This is a genomic window from Actinophytocola sp. (assembly GCF_036402745.1).
GTDB lineage: Bacteria > Actinomycetota > Actinomycetes > Mycobacteriales > Pseudonocardiaceae > Actinophytocola.
Genome location: NZ_DASWSJ010000186.1, coordinates 1 through 3,893 on the forward strand (window position 1 = coordinate 1; position 3,893 = coordinate 3,893).

At 70.7% G+C, this 3,893-nt stretch carries 5 protein-coding genes; 4 read left to right on the top strand and 1 reads right to left on the bottom strand.

The features are described from left to right. The first annotated feature begins 136 nt into the window (after nucleotides 1-136). From rpmE to prmC, 3 genes are all read left to right on the top strand, one after another. Nucleotides 137-355: a 50S ribosomal protein L31 gene (gene rpmE / locus VGD70_RS18135; RefSeq protein WP_331082764.1), complete on the top strand. Its 219-nt coding sequence runs from the start codon at nucleotides 137-139 to the stop codon at nucleotides 353-355. A 68-nt stretch (nucleotides 356-423) separates the two neighbouring features. After that, nucleotides 424-1,497 carry a peptide chain release factor 1 gene (gene prfA, locus VGD70_RS18140; RefSeq protein ID WP_331082766.1) on the top strand — a complete coding sequence of 358 codons (1,074 nt, stop codon included), beginning with the start codon at nucleotides 424-426 and terminating at the stop codon, nucleotides 1,495-1,497. A gap of 29 nt (nucleotides 1,498-1,526) precedes the next feature. Continuing rightward, complete coding sequence (gene prmC, locus VGD70_RS18145) at nucleotides 1,527-2,390, top strand: peptide chain release factor N(5)-glutamine methyltransferase (protein WP_331082768.1); 864 nt, start codon at nucleotides 1,527-1,529, stop codon at nucleotides 2,388-2,390. Here the strand turns inward: prmC and VGD70_RS18150 are convergent. Further along, nucleotides 2,387-2,842 (bottom strand): hypothetical protein, encoded by a 456-nt coding sequence (locus tag VGD70_RS18150; protein WP_331082770.1) that lies wholly within the window; start codon nucleotides 2,840-2,842, stop codon nucleotides 2,387-2,389. The two genes, prmC and VGD70_RS18150, sit on opposite strands and share 4 nt — an antisense overlap. A 275-nt stretch (nucleotides 2,843-3,117) precedes the next feature. Between VGD70_RS18150 and VGD70_RS18155 the strand changes: the two genes are divergently transcribed. Further along, nucleotides 3,118-3,893 (top strand): hypothetical protein (locus VGD70_RS18155; RefSeq protein WP_331082771.1); only part of this gene is annotated, 776 nt, incomplete at its 3' end.

Below are 3,893 nucleotides of genomic sequence, written 5' to 3' on the forward strand. Positions count from 1 at the left end.
GCTGTACCGGAATATCCCCTGATAGGGGCATGTTGAACGGTACGTCTGGCCATCTGGCAGACTGTTAGGTCGAGTCCGGCTCCGGTTCACCCCGAACCAACGGGGACCCGGCGGCCAGTGAGAAAGGGCAAGATCTGTGAAGACCGGTATCCACCCCGAGTACGTCACGACCGAGGTCGTCTGCGGCTGTGGGAACACGTTCACCACGCGTAGCACCAAGAAGTCGGGCAGCATCCACGTGGAAATCTGCTCGAACTGCCACCCGTTCTACACGGGCAAGCAGAAGATCCTCGACACCGGCGGCCGGGTCGCCCGCTTCGAGGCTCGCTACGGCAAGCGGCAGAAGTCCAAGTAGCTTCGTTCACGGCGCCTACCCGCATCCGGGTGGGCGCCGTTTTCATGTCCTAGCGAAGGGAGGTTGCCGTGGACTCATCGTCACTCGGTGAGCTGTTGAACGAGTACGCCGAGCTGGAGAAGGCGCTGGCCGACCCGGCGGTGCACGGCGACCAGGACAAGGCCCGCAAGCTCGGCCGCCGCTACGCCCAGCTCACCCCCACCGTGAAGACGCTGCGGGAGCTGGAGTCGGCCCGCGACGACCTGGCCGCGGCCCGCGAGCTCGCGACCGAGGACGAGACGTTCGCCGCCGAGGCCGCGTCGCTGGCGGAGCGGGTCCCCGTGCTCGAGACCAAGCTGACCGAGCTGCTGCTGCCGCGCGACCCGCACGACGGCTCGGACCTGCTGATGGAGATCAAGTCGGGGGAGGGCGGCGACGAGTCGGCCCTGTTCGCCGGCGACCTGCTGCGGATGTACCTGCGGTACGCCGAGCGGCACGGCTGGCAGACCGAGGTGCTCGACGGCACGGAGACCGGGCTGGGTGGGTACAAGGACGTCACGGTGGCCGTCAAGAGCAAGACCGCGACGGCGGACGGCGTGTGGTCGCGGCTGAAGTTCGAGGGTGGCGTGCACCGGGTCCAGCGGGTGCCGATCACCGAGTCGCAGGGCCGGATCCACACGTCCGCGGCCGGCGTGCTCGTCTACCCCGACGTCGAGGACGTGGCGGTCGACGTCGACGAGAAGGACCTGCGGATCGACGTGTTCCGGTCCTCCGGCAAGGGTGGCCAGAGCGTCAACACGACGGACTCGGCGGTGCGGATCACCCACCTGCCGACGGGCATCGTGGTGTCGTGTCAGAACGAGCGGTCACAGTTGCAGAACAAGACCCGCGCCATGCAGGTCCTCCGCGCCCGCCTCACGGCGCTGGCCGACGAGGAGGCGGCGAAGCAGGCTGCGGACAACCGGCGCAGCCAGGTCCGGACGGTCGACCGCTCGGAGCGCGTGCGGACGTACAACTACCCGGAGAACCGCATCTCCGACCACCGGGTCAACTACAAGGCCTACAACCTGGACCACGTCCTGGACGGCGACCTCGACGGCGTGCTGGACGCCCTGGCCTCAGCGGACCGCGACGAGCGCCTCGCCGCGCACCAATCCGTCTGACCAGGGCGGGAGTGTGCGAGGGTGACCCCGTGACCCGACAGCCGCTTCGCCTGGCCATCATCGAGGCCGAGCGCATCCTCGCCGCCGCCGGGGTTTCCTCGCCTCGGGTGGATGCCGAGCTCATCGCCGCGCACGTGCTGGGTGTCGAGCGTGGCAAGCTGCCGCTGGTGCCGCTGGTCGACCCGCAGGTCATCGACGCCATCGGGCAGCTCGTCAACCGGCGGGCCAAGCGCATCCCGCTCCAGCACCTGCTCGGCTGGGCGTCGCTCGGCGCGGTCACCGTCGAGGTCGGCGCCGGCGTGTTCGTGCCGCGGCCGGAGACCGAACTGCTGCTCGAGTGGGGCCTCGGCGCCATCAAGGACACCGACGGCCCGCTGATCCTCGACCTCTGCACCGGCTCGGGGGCGCTCGCGCTCGCCTTCGCGCACGAGCGGCCGGACGCCACCGTGCACGGCGTCGAGCTCGACGTCAACGCGCTGGCCTGGGCCCGCCGCAACTCCGACATCCGGGTCGAGGCGGGCGACCGGCCGATCGTGCTGCACAAGGGCGACGTCACCGACCCGACCCTGCTCACCGACCTCGACGGCCGCGTCGACCTGCTGGTCTGCAACCCGCCGTACGTGCCGGTCGGCACCACGGTCGCGCCCGAGGTGGGGGAGCACGACCCGTTCCGCGCGGTGTTCGGCGGCTCGGACGGGCTGCAGGTCGTCCGGCACGTCGTCGGCTGCGCGGCCCGGCTGCTCCGTGCGGGCGGCGCGTTCGCGATGGAGCACGACGACTCGCACGCGGAGTCCGTGCCGGCCCTGCTCGCGACCCGCCGGGTCCTCGCCGACATCGAGGACCACCAGGACCTCGCCGGCCGGCCCCGCTTCGTCACCGCCCGCCACGCCTAGGGGCGGGAGCTGGCGACCATCTCGTCGTAGAGGGGGAGCATCCGCGACCACTGCACCTGCGGACCCGACGCGAAGATGAAGAACTCGACGCCGTTCACGATCCAGAACAGCGCCCGCACGTGCTGGGTCCCGCTGCCGTCGTTGTGCTCGTACTCCCACTCGATCGCCGGGTGGCCGGCGTAGGTCGCGCGGTTGAGGCTGATGCGGTTGTACTCCGACGTGCGCTGGGCGAACTTGGTCTCTTGCGCGACGTGGATGCTCGCGATGTCGGTCGACGTCGCCGGAGCGCCGCCGTAGCCGACGAACCGGCCGCTGTCGGACGGGTCGGTGGCCCGCATCGCGCCGGGACCGCCGGCCCGCGCGATCGTCCAGCCGACCGGGATCACCGTCTCGACCTTCGCCGGACCGGCCACCCGCTGGTAACCCTGCGGCGGCGGGGGAGTGGTGACCACGGTGGTGGTCTCACCGCGTGAGCCCTGATCGGCCACGTACGTGGGGGGTGTGCCGCCTGGGACGGCGACCGCGGGGACCTCGGGTCTGATCAGTAAAGCGGCCCCCAAAACGGCGCTGACCACGAGATACACAACGGCGCAGCAGACCGCGAGCCACCTCGAGCTCAACGTCCGGACGCTCGCCACGACTTTCACCTCGTACACCACCCCCGACATGGGTCTACTCAGAGTAACGTGCCGCGCGGGGTGATCCAATGCTTCGAGCGTGGCAGGACGTGATAGTCAAATGGCGGCTGGTGCCCGACGACCTCCCGGAGGATGACCGGGCGGGCGCCCAGCACGCCGATTTGGCCAGGTCCGCGCTGCTCGGCGGCCGGTTGGACGACGCTCTCACCGAGTTCGAGCACGCCGCCCGGTTACGCGATCATCCACTCGATCAGGTGGGAATCGGCGACGTGCATCTTGCTCGCGGCCGCTGGGACCGGGCCGACGAGCACTACCAGCGGGCGCTGCTCGCGGGTGGCGTGGCGGGTTTGCTGGCCCGGCTCGGCATCACCCAGGTGCAGATCGGCGAGGGCCGGGCCGCAGGGGCGGTCGCGGACCTGGAGCACCTGGTCGCCGACCGCCCGCACGACCCGACGCTGCGTTACTACCTGGCGAGCGCCTGGTACTCGGTCGCCGAGCAGAGCCGGGCCCGCACCGACGACGACACGCTGGTCATCACGAGCGAGCAGCAGCTGCTGATCTGCGAGCAGGCGGCCGAGCGCATCCTGTCCCTGAAGACCGGCGACGACGAGCTCGACCGCGGCGCGGAGCACCTGCTGAACGAGGTCGCGATGGGCCGGCGGTGGACCTGGGCGCCGGAGGGCATCGCGGTCAGCCTGGCGGTGCTCACCGTGGCGCTCGGCCTGATCACCGTCGTCGCCGGCGGGCTGATGGGCAACCCGCTGCTCGTGATCGCCGGCGTGGTGGTGGGCGCGGGCCTGCTGTTCGCGATCGTGTGGCGCTTCCGCCGCCAGACCTGGCGCCGCCGCGCCGACGAGATGGCCCC